This is a genomic window from Paraliobacillus sp. X-1268 (assembly GCF_003426095.1).
In the GTDB taxonomy this organism is placed as follows: domain Bacteria; phylum Bacillota; class Bacilli; order Bacillales; family Amphibacillaceae; genus Paraliobacillus_A; species Paraliobacillus_A zengyii.
The window spans coordinates 88,471-109,745 of sequence record NZ_QJSK01000003.1 but is presented as its reverse complement, the minus strand read 5'-3'; the positions used below and the strand labels follow the sequence as shown (position 1 = coordinate 109,745).

Annotated in this window: 21 protein-coding genes; 14 read left to right on the top strand and 7 right to left on the bottom strand. The window is 35.2% G+C overall.

The annotated features are described in order from the left end of the window. The first annotated feature begins 195 nt into the window (after nucleotides 1-195). The 10 genes from D2K62_RS06755 (at nucleotide 196) to D2K62_RS18700 (ending at nucleotide 9,005) form a co-directional block, all read left to right on the top strand. Nucleotides 196-2,640 (top strand): glycoside hydrolase family 3 C-terminal domain-containing protein, encoded by a 2,445-nt coding sequence (locus D2K62_RS06755; RefSeq protein ID WP_112179878.1) that lies wholly within the window; start codon nucleotides 196-198, stop codon nucleotides 2,638-2,640. Between the two features lie 222 nt (nucleotides 2,641-2,862). Further along, the gene (locus D2K62_RS06750; RefSeq protein WP_117161130.1) at nucleotides 2,863-4,461 is read left to right on the top strand and encodes a xylulokinase; all 1,599 of its coding nucleotides are present in this window, start codon (nucleotides 2,863-2,865) and stop codon (nucleotides 4,459-4,461) included. Between the two features lie 237 nt (nucleotides 4,462-4,698). After that, nucleotides 4,699-5,073 (top strand): YbaN family protein, encoded by a 375-nt coding sequence (locus D2K62_RS06745; protein WP_117149056.1) that lies wholly within the window; start codon nucleotides 4,699-4,701, stop codon nucleotides 5,071-5,073. A gap of 229 nt (nucleotides 5,074-5,302) precedes the next feature. Beyond that, nucleotides 5,303-5,995 carry a 2-phosphosulfolactate phosphatase gene (locus D2K62_RS06740; RefSeq protein ID WP_117161129.1) on the top strand — a complete coding sequence of 231 codons (693 nt, stop codon included), beginning with the start codon at nucleotides 5,303-5,305 and terminating at the stop codon, nucleotides 5,993-5,995. Beyond that, a complete protein-coding gene (locus tag D2K62_RS06735; RefSeq protein WP_117161128.1) occupies nucleotides 5,992-6,756 on the top strand; it encodes a phosphosulfolactate synthase in 765 nt (254 codons plus the stop codon). The genes D2K62_RS06740 and D2K62_RS06735 overlap by 4 nt, the downstream gene beginning before the upstream one ends. 37 nt (nucleotides 6,757-6,793) lie before the next feature. After that, on the top strand, nucleotides 6,794-7,192 hold the full coding sequence (locus D2K62_RS06730; protein WP_112179883.1) for a VOC family protein: 399 nt from the start codon (nucleotides 6,794-6,796) through the stop codon (nucleotides 7,190-7,192). Nucleotides 7,193-7,455: 263 nt separating this feature from the next. Beyond that, complete coding sequence (locus D2K62_RS06725) at nucleotides 7,456-7,854, top strand: HIT family protein (RefSeq protein ID WP_112179884.1); 399 nt, start codon at nucleotides 7,456-7,458, stop codon at nucleotides 7,852-7,854. Nucleotides 7,855-7,903: 49 nt separating this feature from the next. Continuing rightward, nucleotides 7,904-8,401, top strand: a complete 498-nt coding sequence (locus tag D2K62_RS06720) for a GNAT family N-acetyltransferase (protein WP_112179885.1) — start codon at nucleotides 7,904-7,906, stop codon at nucleotides 8,399-8,401. 123 nt (nucleotides 8,402-8,524) lie between these two features. Then, nucleotides 8,525-8,674 (top strand): aspartyl-phosphate phosphatase Spo0E family protein, encoded by a 150-nt coding sequence (locus tag D2K62_RS06715; protein ID WP_232824158.1) that lies wholly within the window; start codon nucleotides 8,525-8,527, stop codon nucleotides 8,672-8,674. Between the two features lie 169 nt (nucleotides 8,675-8,843). After that, nucleotides 8,844-9,005, top strand: coding sequence for a hypothetical protein (locus D2K62_RS18700; protein ID WP_157967342.1), 162 nt, complete (start codon nucleotides 8,844-8,846; stop codon nucleotides 9,003-9,005). A 111-nt stretch (nucleotides 9,006-9,116) separates the two neighbouring features. On the opposite strand, the gene D2K62_RS06710 is transcribed toward D2K62_RS18700, so the two are convergent. The 7 genes from D2K62_RS06710 to D2K62_RS06680 all read right to left on the bottom strand — a co-directional run bounded on the left by D2K62_RS06710 (nucleotide 9,117) and on the right by D2K62_RS06680 (nucleotide 15,316). Further along, entirely contained in the window at nucleotides 9,117-9,539 is a 423-nt protein-coding gene (locus tag D2K62_RS06710; protein WP_112179886.1) for a disulfide oxidoreductase, read from the bottom strand. A gap of 3 nt (nucleotides 9,540-9,542) precedes the next feature. Beyond that, nucleotides 9,543-10,214: a DsbA family protein gene (locus tag D2K62_RS06705; protein ID WP_117161127.1), complete on the bottom strand. Its 672-nt coding sequence runs from the start codon at nucleotides 10,212-10,214 to the stop codon at nucleotides 9,543-9,545. Nucleotides 10,215-10,925: 711 nt separating this feature from the next. Next, the gene (locus D2K62_RS06700) at nucleotides 10,926-11,546 is read right to left on the bottom strand and encodes a hypothetical protein (RefSeq protein ID WP_112179888.1); all 621 of its coding nucleotides are present in this window, start codon (nucleotides 11,544-11,546) and stop codon (nucleotides 10,926-10,928) included. A gap of 165 nt (nucleotides 11,547-11,711) precedes the next feature. Further along, entirely contained in the window at nucleotides 11,712-12,755 is a 1,044-nt protein-coding gene (locus D2K62_RS06695) for an ABC transporter substrate-binding protein (RefSeq protein WP_112179889.1), read from the bottom strand. Nucleotides 12,756-12,864: 109 nt separating this feature from the next. After that, complete coding sequence (locus tag D2K62_RS06690) at nucleotides 12,865-13,725, bottom strand: ABC transporter permease (protein ID WP_232827975.1); 861 nt, start codon at nucleotides 13,723-13,725, stop codon at nucleotides 12,865-12,867. Next, entirely contained in the window at nucleotides 13,726-14,532 is an 807-nt protein-coding gene (locus tag D2K62_RS06685) for an ABC transporter permease (RefSeq protein WP_332871740.1), read from the bottom strand. A 4-nt stretch (nucleotides 14,533-14,536) separates the two neighbouring features. Beyond that, the gene (locus tag D2K62_RS06680; protein ID WP_112179890.1) at nucleotides 14,537-15,316 is read right to left on the bottom strand and encodes an ABC transporter ATP-binding protein; all 780 of its coding nucleotides are present in this window, start codon (nucleotides 15,314-15,316) and stop codon (nucleotides 14,537-14,539) included. 490 nt (nucleotides 15,317-15,806) lie between these two features. Here D2K62_RS06680 and D2K62_RS06675 point away from each other — a divergent pair, with 490 nt between their 5' ends. The 4 genes from D2K62_RS06675 to hydA all read left to right on the top strand — a co-directional run bounded on the left by D2K62_RS06675 (nucleotide 15,807) and on the right by hydA (nucleotide 21,262). Continuing rightward, the gene (locus D2K62_RS06675) at nucleotides 15,807-16,697 is read left to right on the top strand and encodes a nitrilase-related carbon-nitrogen hydrolase (protein WP_112179891.1); all 891 of its coding nucleotides are present in this window, start codon (nucleotides 15,807-15,809) and stop codon (nucleotides 16,695-16,697) included. A gap of 83 nt (nucleotides 16,698-16,780) precedes the next feature. Next, the gene (locus tag D2K62_RS06670; protein ID WP_117161126.1) at nucleotides 16,781-18,139 is read left to right on the top strand and encodes an NAD(P)-dependent oxidoreductase; all 1,359 of its coding nucleotides are present in this window, start codon (nucleotides 16,781-16,783) and stop codon (nucleotides 18,137-18,139) included. A gap of 32 nt (nucleotides 18,140-18,171) precedes the next feature. Then, the gene (gene preA, locus D2K62_RS06665) at nucleotides 18,172-19,455 is read left to right on the top strand and encodes an NAD-dependent dihydropyrimidine dehydrogenase subunit PreA (RefSeq protein ID WP_112179893.1); all 1,284 of its coding nucleotides are present in this window, start codon (nucleotides 18,172-18,174) and stop codon (nucleotides 19,453-19,455) included. 388 nt (nucleotides 19,456-19,843) lie between these two features. Next, nucleotides 19,844-21,262, top strand: a complete 1,419-nt coding sequence (gene hydA / locus D2K62_RS06660; protein WP_112179894.1) for a dihydropyrimidinase — start codon at nucleotides 19,844-19,846, stop codon at nucleotides 21,260-21,262. Nucleotides 21,263-21,275 lie beyond the last annotated feature (13 nt).

Here is a 21,275-nt window from a genome sequence, read left to right as displayed (position 1 = left end):
GAATATTTTACAATTCCTTGTTCTAGATTACTAGTAATATCATAATTTTTCTTGAGTAAGAAGTATTAGAAAATATATGGATTCTATAGTAAAATACTTTTATAGTATTAAGTTAAATATTGAATCATAATACAAATAATGTTTCGGCAGTATCTCTTGAAGGAGTGCCACTGAAAATTTAAATGAGGAATTAAGATGAAGTATAAAGACATAATTGATCAAATGACACTAGAAGAAAAAGCGTCTATGATGTCGGGAAAGGACTTCTGGCAAACACAAGATATAGAACGTTTTGATATTCATAGCATGTTTCTTGCTGACGGACCACATGGTATTAGAAGACAAGAGATAGCTGCAGACCAATTAGGTTTAAATACTGGTATACCTGCGACTTGCTATCCAACTGCTGCAACTGTTGCTAACAGTTGGAATGCTGAACTGGGAGAAAAGGTTGGAGATTATCTTGGGGAAGAAGCCATAACGCAAAAAGTAAATGTCTTACTTGGACCAGGAATTAATATGAAAAGAAACCCCTTATGCGGACGAAATTTCGAGTATTTTGGTGAGGACCCTTATCATGCAGGTAAAATGGCTGCCAGCTACATTAGGGGCATTCAGTCTCATGGTGTTTCTGCGTGCGTAAAGCATTTTGCAGTTAATAATCAGGAAGAAAGACGTATGTCAATTGATACGATAGTAGATGAAAGAACGCTAAGAGAAATTTACCTAACTGCTTTTGAAATAGCAGTAAAGGAAGGTAAAACGAAGACGATTATGTCTTCTTATAATAAGGTTAACGGTGATTATACAAATGAAAACCAACATTTGATGAACAATATTCTAAGGGGAGAATGGGGTTTCAATGGTGTTGTGGTCACGGACTGGGGTGGAAGCAACGATCGTATAGCCGGACTTTTGGCTGGAAATGAACTAGAAATGCCAACAACAGCAGGAGAAACCGATAAAGAGATTATTGATGCGATTAAAACAGGCAAGATCGAAGAAAAAGTATTAGATGTGTGTGTAGATAGGTTACTAGAACTTATCTTTTCTACTAATGAAGTTTTTGAGAAGTCTTATAAGCAGGAATTTGATGTAGAAAAACATCATAGAGTCGCTCAGAAGGTGGCGGAGGAGTCGATTGTCCTTCTAAAAAATGAAGATAACATGTTACCGCTTAAATTCGGGAAAAAGGTTGCTGTTATTGGTGATTTTGCTAAAGATGCGCGATATCAAGGTGCTGGGTCATCGATTGTAAATCCAACGATACTTGATCATACGATGGATTGTTTTGAGGAATCTGGAATCGTTAGTATAGGCTTTGAACAGGGTTTTGAACGTTATGGAAAAAAAAGTATAGATAAAATAAATAAGGCTTGTACATTGGCTAAAGAAGCAGATGTAGTGTTTTTATATGTAGGCCTTGATGAAGCTAGCGAAGCTGAAGGTTTAGACAGGCCTAATATGAATTTGCCAGATAATCAGGTCGATTTATTACATGCACTATATGAAGTTAATCCAAATATTGTTGCAATTCTTTCTTGTGGATCAGCTGTTGAAATGCCTTGGATTGATAAGGTGAAGTGTGTTTTACATGGATATTTAGGCGGACAAGCAGGAGCAAGGGCTATTCTTAGAGTTCTATCAGGAGATGTGAATCCATCAGGTAAACTGGCCGAGTCTTATCCACTTAAGTATGAGGATACGCCGTCCTATCATAATTTTCTAGATAACGAAGCGAGTGTCGAATATAGAGAAGCCATGTACATTGGCTATCGTTATTATGATTCAGCAGATGTGGATGTTCTCTTCCCATTTGGTTTTGGTCTTAGCTATACCACCTTTGATTATTCTGATATTCGTATCGATAAAGATGGAGTAACGTTTAAATTAACTAATACGGGCGACATAGCAGGAATGGAAATTGCCCAATTATATGTTGGGTGTAAATCTCAAGTTATTTTTCGTGCTAAAAAGGAATTAAAAGGGTTTGATAAAATATTTATTAATGCTGGTGAAACAAAGACAGTAGCAATTCCCTTTGATGATAAGACTTTCCGTTATTTTAATGTTAAAACGAATCAGTGGGAAATCGAAGAAGCCGATTATGAAATAATGATTGGTGCATCGAGCACTGATATTCGGCTAAAGGATACTATCTTTGTAGAGGGTACAGAAGCACCTTTACCATACGATAAAGAAAAATTACCATCCTATTATTCAGGTCAAGCAAACAATGTTAGTAAAGATGAGTTTGAAAACCTACTTGGACGTAACGTACCTGTTTCAACTTGGGACAGAAGTAAGCCTCTAGGATACACGGACACTATTGAACAATGTCAGTATGCAAAAGGGTTGTTTGGGCGTATTACCTATCACTTGATTGTGTTTATACATTGGTTTTTAAGAAAAACTGGGAAAAGAAATACAGCTAATTTAATTATGATGTCTATCTATTATATGCCGTTTAGGGGAATTGCTAGATTAACAGGTGGTGTTGTTAATATGCCGATGTTAGATGGTATCTTAATGATGGTGAATGGGCATTTCTTTAAAGGATTAATACATTTCATAAAAGAGAGAAGAAAGAAATTGAAGATCTCTAGAGGTAATATCGTAGGAAAAGAAATAAGTAAATAAAAATATATGTCATTCCAGTCCCGCTAACCTATCAATTAGTTGGGACTTTTTTGTAATCCGTTTACTTTACATATTTTATAAGTTGAGATTAATTGTACGTTTATCAATTAAAAGATAACGCATTCAAAAATAAGTTGTCCGTACATTTAGGATTGTAATAGTTACTGATTTCTTTTATAATAGACTTATCGATTTATTTATCTATAATTGGGGGAAAATAATATGACACGTGATCTGAAAAATGTGATTGAAAAGGGAAAAACAGTACTTGGTATTGAATTTGGTTCAACTCGTATTAAAGCAGTTCTAATTGGAGAAGATAACACTCCAATTGCATCTGGAAGCCATGACTGGGAAAATAGTTATGTAAATAATACGTGGACCTATAGTATTGAAGATATTTGGAAGGGTTTACAAGACAGCTATAAAAAATTGGCTGAAGATGTAAAACAAGAATATGGTGTTACTTTACAAACTGTGGGAGCAATCGGATTTAGTGCTATGATGCATGGTTATATGGCTTTCGATAAGGAAGGGGATCTTCTTGTACCTTTCCGTACTTGGCGTAATAACTTCACTGAACAAGCTTCGAGTGAATTGACAGAACTGTTTAATTATCAAATTCCACAGAGATGGAGTATTGCTCATCTGTATCAAGCTATCTTAAATCAAGAAGAGCATGTTGCCGATATTAGCTTCCAAACAACACTTGCTGGTTACATTCATTGGAAACTAACTGGAAATAAAGTTCTGGGAGTTGGAGAAGCCTCTGGTTTATTTCCAATTGACTTGAATACGAAGAAATATAATCAAACAATGATTGATCAATTTAATGAATTGATTGCACCGAAGAATTTACCGTGGAAATTTGAAGAAATTGTTCCTGAAGTATTGCTAGCGGGCGAGAATGCTGGAATTCTTACAGAGGAAGGCGTAAAACTTCTTGATCCTACTGGAGAGTTGAAGGCTGGTATTCCTCTTTGTCCACCAGAAGGTGATGCAGGAACTGGTATGGTTGCAACAAACAGTGTAGCAAAACGTACTGGTAATGTTTCTGCTGGTACTTCTGCATTTGCAATGGTGGTTCTGGAAAAAGATTTGTCTAAAGTACATCCTGAAATTGATCTGGTAACAACGCCTACCGGTAACTTGGTAGCAATGGCTCATTCTAACAATTGCTCTTCAGACTTGAACGCATGGGTAGGAATCTTTGAAGAGTTTTCAAAAGCAATGGGCATCGAAGTTGATACGAATAAGTTATATGAAACGTTATTTACGCAAGCGTTAAAAGGAGATCCAGATGGTGGTGGATTATTATCATATGGGTATCTCTCCGGCGAACATATAACGCATTTTGAAGAAGGTCGTCCGCTGTTTGTTCGTTCATCCGATAGCAATTTTAATCTGGCTAATTTCATGCGTGTTCAGCTATTCACAGCGTTTGGTGCAATGAAAGTAGGGATGGATATTCTACTTGAAGAAGAAAAAGTAAACCTGGACGAAATTTTAGGTCACGGTGGAATATTTAAAACAGAAGGTGTAGGTCAAAATTTCTTAGCGGCCGCATTTAATGTTCCTGTTTCTATTATGGAAACGGCAGGTGAAGGTGGAGCATGGGGGATCGCCCTGCTTGCATCATATATGGTAAACAAAGATGCTAATGAAACGTTAGACGAATTTTTAAATGAGAAAGTCTTTGCGAATCAAGCAGTGAGTACGGTATCTCCAGATCCAACAGATGTAGAAGGCTTTGATAAATTTATGGAACGTTATACGAATGGTCTTGCAATTGAAAGAGCAGCAGTAGATAATCTTAAATAGTTTATAATTTTAAAAACGCGAGATAAGATATTAATTTATCGTTTCGCGTTTTTTATTAGATTTTATGTCCGATCTCGCAAAAATAGTATTTGTGATGTTAGGGCTTTTTTTATTTATTGGATAGTTTTTAGCTACACTTATATAAGCAAGTGTAGTTGATCAATTGTGGAAACTAATGATTAAATTGTTTATAATAAACGGTAAGTTAAAGAATACGGTAAAACAGGGAGTAATAAAATGTTTATTGTTATAAAAAAGGTTATATACATTTGCTTTGGATTTATATTTATGACTATTGGTTTCCTCGGTGTTATTTTACCGTTATTACCTAGTATTCCGTTCTTAATCTTAGCATCTATCTGTTTTTTTAGAGGTTCAGAAAGATTAGATACTTGGTTTAAAGGAACACGACTGTATAAAAAACAAGTGGAACCATTCCTGAGAGATCGATCACTTACAATAAAACAAAAGATTTGGATTAATATACTAGCTGATTCGATGATCTTAATTTCCATATTTATTGTTGAATTTCTATGGCTTAAAATTTTGCTAGTACTAATCGCATTTTATAAGCATTATTATTTCATTTATCATATTAAGACAGTAAAATAAGATATAGACAAACATGAACGCTAATACCCCCGATTGATTCACTATCAAGAGCAAAAATCCTCAACAAATTGAAGTTTACCTATCCCACTAAATTTCTTTAAGGCTGATAAAATTGTAACGTATATGAAATAGGCGAATATACTTTGGATATGTCAGATGGGTAATTAAGGAGAGGGGTACTAACTTCTTCCAAGTATGAAGAGACTCCTTACAAGTTAGGAGAAAGATGATGCAGATATACATTTATCAAGGGGCAACAGCACCACCAACTGTCGCAAGTATTACGATTGTGATTGATGTAATTCGAGCATTTACAGTAGCTCATTATGCTTTTCTTCAAGGGGCAAATCGTATATATCTTGCTGAGAAAGTAGAACAAGCATTTCAGATAAAGAATGAGCATACAGATTATCTGTTGGCGGGAGAAATTGATGGTCTAGCTATTAAAGGATTTGATTTAGATAACTCGCCATATAATATAAAACAAAAGAACCTTGTAAGAAAGACGCTTATTCAAAAGACAACGAACGGTGTAAAAGCTACGTTAAATTGTTTGTCTTCCGAGCATATATTTGTAACTGGATTTACTAATGCGAAAAAAACAGCAGAATTTATAAAAAATAAATTAATAACTAACAAAATAAAGGTTATAAATATCATTGCTTCCCATCCAAATGGGGATGATGATCTTGCTTGTGCTACATATATAAAAAGTATATTAGATGGGTCTAATTCTATGTCGAATAAAGAGGTCAAGGAGAGAATTATACATTCTCATGTAGCAGAAAGGTTTCTTGATGAAGGCAACGTAGCATTTAATTTTGAAGATATTCTTTATTGTATAAAAGAGTTAAATACGAACTTTGTCATGAAAATAAATAAGTCTAGTGAAATACCAGTGATTGAGAGGGTTAATGTATGACAGAAATGAAATTAATTCTACCATCAAGGGCTATAAAACCAAGAGTAGATGGCTTAACAATCTTAATTGACAATGGAACACCTTTAAACCTATTTATGGATACGATCAATAGTTCAAAAACTTATATCGATTTTATCAAATTTGGTTGGGGTACATCTCTAGTAACAAGTTTTATAGAAGAGAAAATTGATTATTTAAAAGAATATGGCATGGAGTTTTTCTTCGGTGGTACATTATTCGAAAAGTTTCTTAGCCAGGGTAAAGTTGAGGAGTATTATAACTATTGTCGAAAATTTGCTTGCAACTATGTGGAGATATCTAATGGAACCATCGATATATCCAATAAATTAAAAGCTACGTTTATTAAAGAATTCTCAAATGAATTTACAGTCTTTGGTGAGGTTGGTAATAAAGGCGCTTTGGCATCTAATGAGCAGGATTCTTCTGAATGGCTAGAATATATTCAAGAAGAAATAGAGGCTGGTGCAACAAAGGTTATTACAGAAGCAAGAGAAAGTGGCACTAGTGGAATATGTAAGGAAGATGGAGATATTCGAGTTGATATTTTTGATCAAATAATTGATTCTGGTATCCCTCTCGAGAAATTAATTTTTGAAGCACCAAATAAAAAAATGCAGGCTTTTTTTATTCAACAGGCAGGTACGAATGTTAATCTTGCCAATATTGCTTTATCAGATGTTGTCTCCTTAGAAACGTTAAGATTGGGTTTGCGGTCTGATACATTTAACCTTGAATGTTAAATAAGGTGGAAAAATCACATGCAGTGAGGTGGATATGATGCGAAGTACAAATAAAGTGTTTCATTTAGCAATTCCATGTAAGGAATTAGATGAAACAGTAGTTTTCTATGAAAAATTGGGTTGTAAGCTTGCCAGAAGGTATGATGATCGCGTAACCTTTGACTTTTTTGGGGATCAGATCGTATGTCACTTAAGTCCAAATGATGTTGATGAAAAGCCTAAAATGTATCCTCGTCATTTTGGAATTACTTTCTTGGATAAGGATGAATATGATGAAGCATTAGAATTTGCAAAGGAAGAAAAGCTTCCTTTTTTCAAAGCAGAAATGGTTAGATTTAAAGGTAAACAAGAAGAACATATGACGTTCTTTTTGATTGATCCTGCTAATAACTTATTAGAATTCAAGTACTATCATGATAAGAGTATGGCTTACTAAATATTACTAATTGTATAGTTAAGAGGAATGAGAGGCTGTGTTTTACTTGATGCAGTCTCTCATTTGAATAGGTGTTTATTAAAGCGTTCATAGCATTGTTGGCTTACTATTGGAACTTACACGTTCATTTTCAATATATTACTATGTTATATTACGGTAAGGATGATTAAAGTGTCGGAATCGTGTAACCTAGTAATAGTATCTTAATTGTCTTGCTTTTCTATAAAAATATTTTTAGAAAAGTAGAAAGAAGGAGCTTTGTTATGAAAAATTGTGTGTTTTGTAATCCGGATTTAGATTCAAATCAAAAAGTTGTTCTCAGTAATGAATACTGTGTGTTTTTGCAGTTAGAGCAAGTGCAATTAAAAGGTAGTTTGCTTGAAGGTGCTGGAATAATTATACCAAAAGAACATAGAGAAACAGCATTTGATTTAACACCCAATGAGTGGGAGGCGACATATAATCTACTTCAGGAAGTGAAAAAATACATAGATAAAAAACATCATCCCGAAGGCTATAATTTGGGTTGGAACTGTGGAGAAGTTGGAGGGCAACATATTTTTCATTCTCACTTTCATGTTTTACCAAGATATAAAGATGAACCTCTTGCTGGTAAAGGAATTAGATATGCACTTAAAAGTGAAAAGAATAGTAGAAAATAGTTAAATTTTAAATAGTATAAATCGCGCTTTTTATAGGAGGTTTTGATAAATGGATTTTATAATTAGGATTATGGAAGAAAAGGATATAAAACAAGTTCAAAATATCGCAAAACTAACTTGGCATGCTACATATGAAGGGATAATCCCATTTGTTATTCAAGATAAATTTTTGGGTGCAGCATATAGTGATGAATCGATGATTAAGAGATTAAAACAATCAGATTTATATATAGCGACAAGCGGTGATTTAATTTTAGGATTTGCTAATTTTTATTCTTTAAAAGAAAAAGGAGAAGTTGAACTTGGAGCTATTTATATTCATCCGGATCTTCAAGCTAGAGGGTTGGGAACTGCTCTATTAAATAAAGGTATTAATAAATCGAAAACTACAGAGAAAATCTTTTTAGATGTAGAAAAAGAAAACCTTCCAGGAATAAACTTTTATAAAGCAAAAGGATTTAATGTCTTGCATGAATTTGATGATAATCTTTATGGCCATCATACGAAAATGTTAAGAATGTGCTTACAAGTAAAAGAAGTAGTATAACCATTCTTTAGGCTAATCTAGTAAGTTTATTTTTGTATTTTAAGGTCAATTTAAGATAATGTTGTTAAATTACCCTTATTAAGGTTTAAGTAATAATAACTATATTACAAGGGTAGTGTAAATGTGAGCAAGCATTTAACAATTGATACACATATTGAAGAATTAAGGTTAGCGATGTATGAAGCTTATTCAAAAGACCCAGATGGGGCTGAGGTATTAAGAATATCTAAACAATTGGATGAATTAATAAACATAGCACTAAAGAACCCCTAACTCAATTCTTTACAAAAATAATTGATTTACTTTAACATATAATACAAAATGTAACTAGCTGTAAAATTACTGTATTAAGTGGAAGGAGAACTATAATGTATACTAATAATAAAGTATTTGAAATGGAGTAAATTAGATATGAGCATGTTCGTTTATAGGAGGCGTAATCTTGGATAAAATTATAAACCAAAATTCAGAAATGACATTTTCTCAATATGTAGTCGTATCTATTCTTTCTCTTATTACGTTAAGAAAGATTAAAACAGTAGAGAGAATAAGAATAAAATTAAAGGAAAAAGTGGAAGAAGCTAATGATAGTAACAGAGTCTAGGGAATATAGTTTACTAATCAAACCTTAATTAAGGACTCCGACTTTTTAAATAAGTTGTAATAAAGAAGGTGCAAATCCCATGAGAATTGCACCTTTTCTATTACAACTTATTTATTTTTTTGGAATCTTTATAAGAAGCATAATAATTATTATTAGCGTAAACGCTGTAAATGCTAGTAATGGGATAGTGATAAATCCATACCAGTCAATATAAGAATTATTACATGAAACGCCATTTACACATGGTTTTATGTCAGCAAAACCAGGTACTTTCTGCTTAAGGTAGTGATAAAGAGAAATTAACCAGCCAATGCTAGCTAATGGAAGAACGTATTTTTTTATGATCAAATCATTGTTAAATGCACTGATACCAAGAATAATTGTCAATGGGTACATAAGTATCCGTTGGTACCAGCATAACTCACAAGGAGTAAAACCACGTATTTCACTAAAATAAAGACTTCCAAGCGTTGCGATTACAGAAACGATCCATGCAAAGTAGAGATAAAATTGTTTCCACTCAAACTTGGTCATATTTTAGCTAGCCTCCAATGCGCTATCTATCGCATTTTGGATTGATTCATAATTAAAGGGGTCTTCAATAACTATTCCATTAATCATAATGGTAGGAGTCTGTTGGATAGCAAATGCATTTACTATATCTGTATCCTTATTTACTTCGTCAATTTGTGTGTTATCATCAATAGCGGTTTCTAATTGTTCTGTATCGATGTTTGATACACTAGAAGCTAGTTCAAGCATTTTACTCTTGGTAACCCATTCTTGACTATCACTAGGTTGCGCTTCGAAAATTGCTTCATGATAATCCCAGTAAGCATCAGGATTTTGATTATAAACGGACTCTGCTGCCAAGGAAGCTAATTGAGACTCTTCACCGTGAAACAAAACGTTAATAAAAGAAAATTCAACATCACCCGTATCAACATAATCACTTACTAGTTGTGGAAGTATATTTTCTCCCCATACTTTACAAGCAGGGCATTTAAAATCTCCAAACTCTACAACTGTAACAGGTGCATCTGATTCACCCATTGTAGGTTGTCCCTCAATAGAAGGTTGTCCATCAGAGGTTTCTGTATTTGATTCAGAGTTGTTATTGTTAATTAGAACCACTAAGGCTACAATTAGTGCAACAATAATTAAAGAGATAATCATTACAATTTTTATTGGTGACTTTTTACTTTTCATTTTAACACCTCTCCATCTTCATGTTCTAAAATTATTGTATCATAGAATTATATAAACTATTAAGTTAAGTATGTTAAAAATAATAAAACAAAGATCCGTCACATGAATAATTGAGCGGATTTTTTCTGTTTTTTTATTTTATTTAATATTTTTCTAAAAGGTTGTTGTTTATGAATGAATTTTATAAACTCCGACATAGCGTTCCTTCCGTCGGTATTACCATCAACTGCGACATAACTTATACAATTACCACGCTCTGAAAATCCACTACGCTTCCCGCAGGAGTCGTAGTGGATTTTCATCACTGGTCGGTAATAATGTGTTTATTGATGAAGTTACAATATCAACAATTACAGACTTTTTCGGAATTTAAGTTCTTTCTAGCGAAGGAAGCAAATGGATGACACTCCTGTGGGAACAGCAAATGTTTTCGATGGGATGAGTAATCGCAATCCCACAAGTTGAAGATCCACTCGGAAAGCGACTTTTGCTTATCCGAGTTAGCTGAGACTGTGCCCACGGAAAGGGAGTCCATTTACTGACGTAGCGGATAAGGAAGTCTCACTAAGTCGCTGTTTCTTTCAAGTATGTGTGTATTGAAAATCAACAATCTTTGCAAAAAATGTCCTTTAATTTAATTATGGGGTATAAGATAGAGGAGTGAAAAAGGGTGAGGCTTATTTATTTTAAATCTTATTGAAATACTTATATTTAAAAACATTCAACTTCAATTAATGCATGACTTGGAATATAGATATATTTGTTAAATTGATCGATTAAAATTAAAGACATCTCATTTGGAAATTGATTATTAATTAATTGACGTTCTGCAATCCATCCGAACGGCAATCCTTCGACATCACAGATAGTAAAGTCCTGTTTATCTTGGTGATCAATGAATAATCGTAACCCACTACTACAAAGATCCTTACCTAAACGCTTAACAGCTATCACAAAAGTAGTCTGTTTAGTTAACATAGAGCGTTCTTCAGGAAATGCAGAGGTAATAATTTCGTTTATCTCAATCGCATTTAATCCATCAGAAACAAAAATAGTGTCTGCGTTATATAACTCTACGTATTTAGCCTTTGACTTGGACTCTAATAAATTGGCTATCTCATTACTTTTTTTTGAAATAAATCCAAATGTCATGTTTTCCTCTAATAGTGATAGAGCGATAGTTATTAGATTTTTAGGTGCACCTAACCTGTTTAACACATCAATTGTTAAAAACGGTTGAAAAGCACCAGTGTATTTTAGTATTTCCATACTTTTTAAATCCTTTGTACTAGTGTTGTTATCAGTTAAATACTCTTCTTTTAAACTAATCATTGATTCTCCTCCTTTATTAGAATGTTGTTTCTACATTTACTGTAACGCAAAATGGAGTAACTTTGGTTAAGTTAGTGTTAAAGCTTTGTTAAGTTTTAAATGAAAAGAAAAAAGCCTTAATCCACTATCAATCGGATTAAGGCTTTTACTAATAGAACGTATTGATTATTCATTAACCATTTCCATAATCTCATGGGTATAAGCTGTATCTAAGTCTGCGGGTTCTTCAATAACACCATATTCAAGTGCGATGTCTGCTGTTTGCTTAAACATGGCATCATCAATTTGACCTATGTTTGCTGGATCAAAACCTTCAGGTAGAATTAATTTTGCAACTTCCTCCATCATTTTTAATTGGTGGTCTCTTGATGTGCTTCCTTCTTCAGCCTCTGCCATCACGCTATCTACAGCTGCTTCAGGGTCTTCAATGGCAGCTTCCCAACCTTTTAAGGATGCTCTAACAAATTTAGCTGCAGTTTCTTTATTTTCTTCTAACCACTCAGTGTTAGCAAATAAGTTATCTTCTAACATTGCAACTCCTTCATCGTTCATATCGATCACGTTTAAATCACTCTCAGGTATGCCTTCTGCAAGTACTACTTGATATTCGTTATATGTCATTACTGACGCAGCATCAATTTCTCCAGATAAGAACTGGTCCATCGTAAAACCTTGTTTGACAAATGATAAATCTGCATTAGGATCTAAACCATATTTATCAAATAAAGCTAGTACTTCAAATTCATTTCCTCCCATCCAGTTACCTACATTCTTACCGGCCAAGTCCTCGGGTGATGAAATGCCAGCTTCAGTTTTTGAAACTAATAATAAACCACTTTTTTGGTATACTTGAGAAATTTGAACAAGTGGTAATCCTTCTTCTTGGTGAGGTAGTAAACTTGCTACCCAACCGATGCCGATATCTGCAGCACCATTTGCTACTTGTTGTTCTGGTACAATATCTGGTCCACCTGCTACTATTTCAACAGCTAAACCTTCATCCTCAAAGTAGCCCTCTTCAAGCGCCATAAAGTAACCAGCGAATTGTGCTTGTGGTACCCATTTTAATTGTAGTTTCACAGGAACCAACCCATCATCGGAATCACTAGAAGCAGAATTATCTTCTCCACAAGCTGCTAAGACAAACAGTAACATGACAGAAACAAAAAACACGACAAAGCTGCGGTTTATTTTCGCTTTTCTAATCATAATTTTCCCCCTCATTCAATTTTGTTCCGTATAAATTAGGTGTTACTATATGTGATCAGCCGAATAGGTATAATTCGGACGGTTGAATGGAATAAAATAGCCTGGCTAACTATGCGCGTTGAGAAGTGTGCCATTTTAGAAAGGTCTTTTCCATTCTTTCGACAATTAAATAGAAAATAACACCAGCAATAGCTGCTACAATAATACAAGCCCATCCTAAAGGCATTTTTGCCACTTTTATAGAGTTGGACAATAGATAACCAAGCCCCTGTGAGGAAAAGAAAAATTCTCCAACAATAGCACCTATCATACTTGCGGTTGTATTTATTTTTAGAGCTGTGAAAACAAAAGGTAAACTATTTGTTATACGTAAATATCGAAATACCTGGTTTTTATTCGCTGCATAAGAATGCATTAAATCAAGCGCTAAAGGGTTAACCATCCACATTCCTTTATGTGCATTTATCGCCATTGCGGCCATTGTCATGATAGTAACAATCGCAATTATTGACCCCATACCTGAACCAAACCATAGATTCATAATAGGTGCCAAAGCAACTATAGGTACGGCGTTTAAGGATGCAATCAGCATGAGGCCACCTTTTCCCCATCTAGGCCATGCGGTTGCAACTAGAGCTATAATAAACCCTAATGAAGATCCTACTATCATGCCTAATACAGCCTCTGTCATGGTATAACCTGCATAGGAAAAAAGAAGGGAGTAATTTTCGATTAATGCTTCCATTATTGTTGAAGGTATAGGTAGTTGGTATGTTTCTAAACTTAAAATTCGATGAAAAACTTGGAACTCCCATAACAATGCCATAACAATGCCGGCTATTAAAGGTAGAAACAGTTTTTTTAATTCTATGTTTTTTTTAGGTTTTTTCAGTCTTGAAGTTTTCGTTTTTGAATGGACTGTTACTTTGGGCTGTCTGTTTTCTGTATTAGCCATTGCTTTATTCTCCATCTAAGCATCACCTCCAGATCGGAAATCTGGTTGCCATGGTGCTATAATACGTTCAATTAAACTAATTAGTAAATAACTAATGAGTCCTAGTAACGCACCGACAATAACAGTTGACCAAAACATATAATTATGTGTCGGACCGTAATAAAGATTACGTAGCATAATGACACCAAGACCGTTTTGTGCACCCATTAATTCAACTAAAATTGCACCTGTTACTGCAAGTGGTGCTGCTATTTTTAATCCACTGAATAACCCAGGTATCGAAGCTGGAAAGCGTAACTTCCAATAAACCATCCAAGGTTTAGCTGCAAGAGAGTGCATGAGTTCAAGAGCGGATGGATCTACACTTCTAAGGCCTCTCAACATGTTTAGTGCTACAGGAAAAAAAGTAATATAACCAGCAATTAGAATACGCGCCATTTGTTCATCTCGAATAATACCGTATACGATTGGTGCTAGACCTAAAATTGGAATCATTTGCGATGCGATTGCATAAGGAAATGTTAATTGTTCAATCCATTTTGAAACACTCATAAGCACTGCTAAAAGAATACCTAAAATTGCCCCTAATATAAATCCTATTGCTGCGTTGGAAAAAGTAGCAGTTCCTTCAGTGTAAAGCGTGCTTCCGTATTGTGTGAACGTGTAGACAATTTCATGAAGATATGGGATTTTAGACTGAGCCATAGTTGTTTCTGTCATATGCAACAAAAGCCAAGAACCGAATTCCCATATCACAAGGAATCCAATTAGCCATATAAAAGTAGGGAACCACCGGCTTTTTAAGATAGTGTGCATGTTCATTGGATTACACTCCTTCAAAGCTATTACGAATATCTGATATGAGTTGGAAAAATTCTGGACTATTCCTCATTTCTTGTGTGCGCGGTCTAGGCAAAGGAATATCTACAATGGAAGATAACCTACCTGGATGTGGGGACAATACAAATACTCTATCTGATAAGAAAATGGATTCAGGTATGCTATGGGTAACAAAAACGACTGTACTTTTAACTTTGCTCCAGATTGATAAAAGTTCTTCATTTAGATGTTCACGTGTAAATTCATCTAGCGCTGAAAATGGTTCATCCATAAGTAATATTTCAGGTTCAATTGCTAAAGCTCGAGCAATGGCTACACGCTGCTGCATGCCACCACTTAATTGCCAAGGATACTTGTCTTTGAAATCTTCTAATCCAACTAATTCGAGTAATGCATGGACTCTAGCTTCGCGCTCTGCTCTTTTTATCCCCATCATTTCTAATGGTAGATTAATATTTTGTTTAACCTTTCTCCAATCGTAAAGGACCGGACTTTGGAATACGATCCCATACTTTTGTGCTAATCTTGCTGCACGTGCTGATTCTCCTGCTATTTTTATTTCTCCTTTGGTTGGTTGAATTAGATCTGCCATAATTCGGAGTAAAGTCGTTTTTCCACAACCTGAAGGACCGAGCAAAGATACAAATTCTCCTTGTTTTATATCCACAGTAACATCTTGCAATGCCAAAATTTCCGAGGTATCCGTTTTGTAAAGCATGCTAACGTGATCTAACTGAATTTCTGGAGTGTTTGCAGCTATTACCATTGAAATCTCCCCTTCCTGAAAATATCATGCCCTTAATAATACTTAATTGTAAGATTATTTAGCAAAAAAGGTGTCAAATTAAAACGCATGTTATGTTTCTTTACATGTTAAAGGTTTCTTCCTTCTATAACATTAGACAAAGTGTTAAAAGAGTAGTCTAAAATTGTTTCACTTTATCAAATGTCTTTAATTGAATGTATTTAGATTTCATTTCTTCTATATATATTTCTTTTAAATTAAATAATTAGATAAGGCGTGTTTGATGTAAGAGAACCTAACAAAGTCTTTTTACATAGTGCGTAATTGACTAGCGTTTTGTTTTACATGTTGTATAAATGAATACTTCGCTTTTAATTGTATAATTGTAATTATAGTTAATATAGTAAAAGGAGGGCTCTTCCTAAAAGTACCATTCAGGAAGTAATCCTAGTATTAATTATCTAAAAATTCAGATTTAAGTAGCTTTCTAATTGTATAAGGAGGGGTTTAAATGACTGATAAAATTACGATTGGTTTAATTCAAGCGAAAAATGATGTGGATGGAAATGAACCTGTTGCGGTTCATAAAGAAGCTGCAATCGAAAAACATATTAAACTTGTGCGAGAGGCAAAGGAAAAAGGTGCTCAAATCGTATGCCTTCAAGAAATCTTTTATGGTCCATACTTTTGTACTGAACAAAATACAAAATGGTATGACGCTGCTGAAGAAATTCCAAATGGACCAACAACAAAGTTATTTCAAGATATAGCTAAAGAACTTGGTATTGTTATTGTATTACCTATTTACGAAAGAGAAGGAATTGCTACTTATTATAATACTGCTGCTGTGATTGATGCAGATGGTAGTTACTTAGGTAAATATCGTAAACAGCATATCCCTCATGTAGGAGTAGAAAAAGAAGGGTGTGGCTTCTGGGAGAAGTTTTATTTTAAACCAGGTAACTTAGGCTATCCTGTTTTTGATACTGCTTTTGGAAAAGTCGGTGTGTATATTTGTTATGATCGTCACTTCCCAGAAGGTGCTAGATTGCTAGGACTAAATGGCGCTGAGATTGTATTTAATCCGTCTGCGACAACTGCAGGTTTATCAGAGTATTTATGGAAGCTTGAGCAACCAGCACACGCCGTTGCTAATGGCTATTACTTAGCTGCGATTAATAGGGTTGGTTTTGAAGGACCTTGGAATATGGGTGAATTTTATGGTCAAAGTTATTTAGTTGATCCAAGAGGTAGTTTCGTTGCTACAGGTAGCCGTGATCAAGATGAAGTAATAATCGGCGATGTGGATAAAAAGTTGATACGTGAAGTGAGAGATACATGGCAATTCTATCGTGACCGTAGACCAGAAACATACGATGAAATGACTGCGTTGCTTCCATAAGAAAAATAAAGATTCCTACTAATTGAAGTTTTACTTTATTACGAGTGATTAACATAATATTAGAAAGGGGTAGATCGAATTTGATGCATACGACACCTGAAGATTTAATAGGTAACTTTAAAGAAGCAAATGCCGGTTTAACAAGTCAGAAGGCAATGGATGAATCTAATCGCTGTTTATATTGTTATGATGCACCTTGTATAAAAGCGTGTCCAACAAGTATTGATATCCCTTCTTTCATTAAAAAGATTGCTAGTGGTAATATGAAGGGTTCAGCTATTAAGATTATGACTTCAAACCCAGTAGGTGCTAGTTGTGCAAGAGTTTGTCCTACAGAAGAGCTTTGTGAAGGTGCGTGCGTTTTAAATGAAGAAACAACACCAATCATGATTGGTGATCTCCAACGTTATGCGACAGATTGGGCAATTAAAAATGAACAAGTCTTATTTAAAGCAGGTAAGTCTAATGGAAAAACAGTGGCAATTGTAGGTGGTGGTCCAGGTGGATTATCAGCTGCTAGAGAATTAGCATTGCTAGGATATAAGGTTACTATTTTTGAAGCAGAGGAACGTGCGGGAGGTTTAAATAGTTATGGTATTGTATCTTTCCGTTTACCACAGGACGTGGCTTTATGGGAAGTGGAACAAATAGAAAGTCTGGGTGTAGAGATAAGGACGAACACGACGATAGGAAAAGATATTCCAACAAGTGAACTATTAGATCGTTACGACAAAGTAGTACTTGCTATCGGAATGTCAAGCGTACCTGATTTAGGTATGGAGGGGGAAGATCTTGACGGTGTTCTGGATGCAATTGAGTTTGTTAAAAGTACGAAAACACCGCCCATTACGGATGAAATGATTGGTAAAAAGGTGGTAGTAATTGGGGCTGGTAATACAGCAATTGACGGGGCTACTTGTTCTGTGCGTCTCGGTGCAGAAAATGTGAAGATATTGTATCGTAGAACAGCTGATGAGATGACGGCCTATGACTTTGAATACGAGTTTGCAAAACAGGATGGAATTGAATTTAATTGGTTAACGCAACCAACCAAAGTCATTAGTGATGAAAATGGAAAAGTAAAAGCCATAGAGTGCATAAAGATGGAACTAGGAAATCCTGATAAGGATGGAAGACGTAGACCAGTAGCGGTAGAAGATTCAATATTTACATTAGAAGTAGATTATGTGATTAAAGCAATTGGACAGTCAAGGTACACAAATTTAATAGAAGGATTTGGCTTACAGCATGATGATGGTGTCGTAACAATAAATGAAGAAACGTATCAAACTTCAAACACAAAAGTTTTTGCTTGTGGAGATGTTATTTTTGGTAAAGGTCAAGGAGAAGCGATGGTAGTTTCGGCAGCAGAGCAAGGTAAGCAAGTGGCCTATGCACTGCATCGAGAGCTGTTTGGTTTTGCTGAAGGAACAGCTTCGTAAAAGCAAATACTACAAAAATAGGAGGCCAATATATGGCAGACTTAAGTATCAATATGGCTGGTATTAAATCACCGAACCCATTTTGGTTGGCATCTGGTCCGCCAACAAATACTGGTTACCAAGTTCAACGAGCATTTGAAGCTGGATGGGGTGGTGCTGTTTGGAAGACGTTAGGTGATCCAGTAATTAATACGTCATCTCGTTTTGCGGCTATTGGTTTTAATGGTCAACGCGTTGCAGGATTTAATAATATTGAATTAATCACTGATCGTCCGTTGGAAATAAATTTAAAAGAAATTTATGAAACAAAGAAAAAATATCCGGATCATGCAATTATAGCTTCTGTGATGGTTGAACCACAAAGAGAAAAATGGCATGAAATAATGAAACGTTTAGAGGATGTTGGTGTTGATGGCTATGAATTGAATTTTGGCTGTCCGCATGGTATGGCGGAACGTGGAATGGGAGCCGCATCTGGTCAAGTACCAGAATTAGTAGAAAAACAAACATATTGGGCAAAAGAAGCTACAACAAAACCAGTAATTGTTAAGCTAACTCCAAATATAACAGATATTACAGTAACTGCAGAAGCGGCTGTTCGTGGTGGGGCAGATTCTATCAGTATGATTAATACGATCAATAGTTTAGCTGGTGTTGATATTGATACGTGGAATACGATTCCTCATGTCGGTAACAAAGGAGCACATGGTGGATATTGTGGTCCAGCAGTTAAACCAATCGCCTTGAATATGGTGGGCGAGTGTGCCAGGAATGAAAAAATAGGCATTCCGATTTCTGGAATAGGTGGTATTTCTAATTGGCAGGATACGGTGGAATTTATGCTGATGGGCTCTACAAGTGTCCAAATTTGTACGGCAGCAATGCATCATGGTTTTAGAATTGTAGAAGACATGATTGATGGATTAGACAATTATTTAGATAATAAAGGTATAGACTCTGTGATGGATATTGTCGGTCAAACGGTACCGAAATACTCTAATTGGGGAGATTTAGATCTTAACTATAAAGTGGTAGCACAGATTGATAATGACACATGTATTAATTGCAATAAGTGTTATATTGCTTGTGAAGATACGTCACATCAATGTATAGATATGTTAAAGGATGGGGGTGGAAGAGACATACTTCAAGTGCGTGAAGAAGATTGTGTAGGCTGTAATCTTTGTCAAATTGTTTGTCCGGTTGATGGAGTGATTAGTATGGTTGAAGTTGATACCGAATTCCCACCAATGACATGGAATCAAAGAGAGGCTGTCACTGGAACAATAGGTAGTAACGCTAACTTAATTAAATAATGTATTCAACTTTCTCGCCAAAAAACAAGTGCGAAACGACAGCTTTAAGTGTTTGAATAACATCTCTTATATTACTTAACAGTCTCTAAAAAAGTCCGCTTTCCGTGGGAACAACAAATCGCAGGCTTACAATAGCTACCAACTATTACGAAAAAATGATTATACAAAAGAATGCCGCTTAATACTAGCGTCGGAAATGTACGTAGACTCCTGTGGGAACAGCACGGGCTGAAGATCCACTTTGTAAAGTGATCTTTACTTTACGAAGTTAGCTGAAGTCGTGCCCACGGAAAGCGAAGTATATTTCCAAAGCGGTATGTCGCGTTATCATTATCTATCACGTTCGTAAAATCAATCGCAATGTTGCTTAAAAATAAGGAGGATAATAATGACTCAAAAAATAATCAAAAATGGAACAATTGTTACGGCATCAGATACGTATCAAGCTGATTTATTAATTGAGGATGAACAAATTGCTTTAATTGGTCAAGGGTTGGCTATAGAAGGTGCTGAAATAGTTGACGCTTCAGGTTGTTATGTTTTTCCTGGTGGAATTGATCCGCATACGCATTTAGAAATGCCATTTGGTGGAACAGTGAGTAAAGATGATTTTGAAACGGGTACGATTGCAGCAGCTTTCGGTGGAACTACGTCACTGATTGACTTCTGTATTACGAGAAAAGGGGAAACGTTAAAAAATCCTATTAAAGAATGGCATGCTAAATCAAAAGACAAGGCTGTTATTGATTATGGGTTTCATTTAATGATTAGCGAGATTAATGAGAATGTACTAAATGAGTTACCATCTATTCTAGAAGATGAGGGGATTACTTCATTTAAAGTATTTATGGCCTATAAAAATGTGTTTCAAGCAGATGACGGTACATTATTCCAAACATTGAAAACGGCAAAAGAACTTGGAGCACTTGTTATGGTTCACGCTGAAAATGGTGATGTGATTGATTATTTGGTCAATGAAGCATTAGAAGCTGGTAACACAGATCCCATCTATCACGCTTTAACACGTCCGCCTGAAGCGGAAGGTGAAGCAACCAGTAGAGCAACTGAGTTAACGGGTTTAGCTAATTCACAGTTATATGTGGTTCACGTATCTTGCGATGAGAGCGCACAGAAAATTAAAGCAGCCCGTGAAAAAGGTTATGATGTCTGGGGAGAAACTTGTCCACAATATTTAGTTCTTGATCAATCTTATATGGAGAAACCTAATTTTGAAGGTGCTAAATATGTGTGGTCACCGCCGCTTAGGGAAAAGTGGAATCAAGAGAAATTATGGATGGCTTTAAAGAATGGATATTTACAAACGATAGGTTCAGATCAATGCTCATTTGACTTTAAAGGGCAAAAGGATTTAGGTATCGATGATTTCACGAAAATACCAAATGGAGGTCCGATGATTGAGGATCGATTTAGTATTTTGTTTTCAGAAGGAGTGAAAAAAGGCCGGATTACATTAAATCAATTTGTTGATATTACCTCGACTCGAAGTGCAAAACTATTTGGTTTATATCCTAAAAAAGGAACAATCGCTGTTGGCAGTGATGCTGATATTGTTATTTTTGATCCAAATGTAGAAAGAACTATCTCTGTTGATACGCATCATATGGCTGTAGATTATAATGCATTTGAAGGGATGGAAATAACAGGAGAACCTGTTACCGTATTCTCGCGTGGTGAATTCGTTATTCGAGACAAACAGTTTGTCGGAAAGCTAGGGGCAGGAAACTATTTAAAACGGGCACGCTACGGTGATATGTTGACGAATAATAGTGATAAATTAACCGTGTAAATGTATTGCTAAT